At 37.8% G+C, this 2,716-nt stretch carries 1 protein-coding gene and 1 pseudogene; one reads left to right on the top strand and one right to left on the bottom strand.

All coding sequences use genetic code 11. From position 1 onward, the window contains the following. Window positions 1–788: 788 nt before the first annotated feature. Window positions 789–2,111 (top strand): short-chain fatty acid transporter, encoded by a 1,323-nt coding sequence (locus tag AC0KTX_RS16570; RefSeq protein ID WP_474253146.1) that lies wholly within the window; start codon window positions 789–791, stop codon window positions 2,109–2,111. Window positions 2,112–2,179: 68 nt separating this feature from the next. Here AC0KTX_RS16570 and AC0KTX_RS16565 read toward each other — a convergent pair. Beyond that, window positions 2,180–2,301, bottom strand: a pseudogene (locus AC0KTX_RS16565) (IS256 family transposase); the annotation flags it as partial. Window positions 2,302–2,716 lie beyond the last annotated feature (415 nt).

The raw sequence follows: 2,716 nt of genomic DNA, 5'->3' as shown, positions 1-2,716 counted from the left end.
GCTACTCTAGATTGAGTATCAATCTCGCTAACTTATTTCCGGAATTGTGTGAACATCACAGAATATGGTGATGAGACTTTATTTTTTAATTTCCTACTGTTTTGCCAGGGGATCCCCGATACGCTTCAAATTAACATTTCAGGCTAAAACGTTGTGTTGGAAAATTTTATACAGCCGTGCCAGAAATTCTCCATATTTCTGCTCCGATCATTACTGAAGCCATTCTTTTAACATAATTCCAATTTAGAATAAATATCATTCATTTTATCTATTTTACTTATAGATTGTCCCCGTGTAAACTCTTACATAAAAAAGGGGAGGGAGGATTTGTTGATAAACAAAAGGATGAATTCCTGTGTTGGAGGCATTAATCGTTATTTGCTGCTTTGACAGAAAAAACCTTTTCATCTTTTCGAAAAGACGATAAAAAACTTGACCATTTACCACAATACCCTTTGGGCGACCATTGGGGCTCATTTTGTTGCTGGAAAATAAACAAATCAACAAATAAAATTTTTGAACAACAATTTTTTCTGGAGAATTAGATGTGGAACTTGTTTCCCTATAAATTTAGCGGAACGAATGCGTGTTGAAGGACTCTGCCGATGGAATTATACTTTAACGTTTGAGAGAAAGTTTTTGCGTTTCGCTTGGTGCTTGCTTTACGAAGCAAGAAAGGGCGAATAAAGAAAACGATTATAGGTCAATGAAGAAGTAACAGTTGAGCAGAAAAATTTTAGAGAAAACGCTTCCAAAAGAGAGCAAAAAAAGGAAGGGAGAAGACAATGATGAAAACAATCACTTCTTTTTTCGATCGGATGGTGCAACGCTATTTGCCGGATGCATTACTATTTGCTATTATTTTAACTTTTCTTGTATATTTGTTGGGCATCTTGCTTACAGATAGCAGCCCGATTGAAATGATTTCCCATTGGGGGAGCGGTTTTTGGGACTTGTTGGCTTTTACAATGCAAATGGCTCTTGTGGTTGTAACTGGATATATTTTGGCAAACACTCCGATTATTAAAAAGATATTGGTTAAATTGAGTGCTTTGGCCCACACTCCTGCTCAAGCGGTATTGCTTGTTACCTTCGTATCATTAATTGCATGCCTAATCAACTACGGATTTGGCCTTGTTATCGGGGCGCTGTTTGCAATACATGTTGCAAAACGGGTGCCAACGGTAGATTATCGAATTTTAATTGCTAGTGCTTACAGCGGTTTTCTTGTATGGCATGGTGGTTTTTCTGCTTCAATACCATTAACAATTGCAACACCAGGTCATTTTTTAGAGGAATCGATGGGAGTTATCCCGGTAACCGAAACCCTATTTAGCCCTTCTAATCTCTTTATTATTGCTGCATTGCTGATTACCTTGCCGCTATTTAATCGTTATTTGCTTAAAAGTACAGAACCGCTAAAAAGCAAGGAGGCAACGAAAAGGATTGTACCCGAAGATGAATTGCCATATGAGGATGTGAAACCGACTACCCCAGCAGAAAAACTGGAAAATAGCCAGATTGTTTCCCTTCTAATCGGATTGATGGGGTTAGCATTCATTGTTTATCATTTTGTCGTCAACGGATTTGACTTGAACATTAATATCGTAAACTTCATTTTCCTCTTCCTCGGAATTCTCCTTCATAAGACACCTAAAAGATTTTTGGATACTGTTACAAATGGGGTGAAAAATGCAGGTGGAATCATTATACAATTTCCGTTTTACGCAGGAATTATGGGGATGATGATCGCATCTGGTTTATCCGAACAAATCTCATTATGGTTTGTCAGTATAGCTTCGGAAAACACATTGCCATTTATCTCCTTTTTAAGTGCAGGTATTATAAATATTTTTGTTCCCTCTGGAGGCGGACAATGGGCGGTACAAGGTCCAATTATGATTGAAGCAGCTTTGGAACTTGGTGCAGATACTGCCAAAACTGCAATGGGTGTTGCCTGGGGGGATGCATGGACGAACATGATTCAACCGTTTTGGGCACTGCCGACATTGGCGATCGCTGGCCTTAACATTCGAGATATAATGGGTTTTTGCGTGATGATCCTCATATTCAGTTTTATTCCAATATCAGTTGGGTTCTTGCTATTTTAGGCAGGGTTCCTCTATTGCTTGGCAAACCGCCAACCATTAGGCACAGGGGTTGCAGTTCATATCGGCGATCTCTCTTTCACTTGCGTTTCGAGGATTTGATTGAGGATTTGTTCCAGCAGCTCGGCTAATCCCTCATCTCTAGTGAATAACCGTGCAAAAGTTCATTTTGGGTAATATGATGGCGAACCATTGTTGCATTTCTTCTTATATTTAGTGTTTTGTCCACTGTTTATTTACAAAAAGAGAAGCAACATGGTTCTTTTTGCACCAATATACGGACTTAACACAAACTGACACATCTCAAGATAAATATTACCTATAAAAAATAATCTAACAAACGCATAATTTATCAAATTATTTTAGTTGTATTTTCATCGGAAATACTTGGTAAAATATAAATAAACGTATCTTCATAGCGAATACTTTTATACGGTCATATGGACATCTGTTCAAGCGAAGAAGTGTTCTATTTTAATAAAAGTCCTGCGGTAATATGTCAAGGTGAAAAATCATAGAAATTGGAAATTCCCTTGTCCGATGATCCGAAAAAAGGCAATACTGAAGAAACCCAGTATTGGTACATGTAATAAACTGGGTCTAAAGGT

It is taken from the genome of Aeribacillus sp. JST-2, from assembly GCF_056032925.1.
This window is presented reverse-complemented; position numbering and strand designations above follow the sequence as displayed.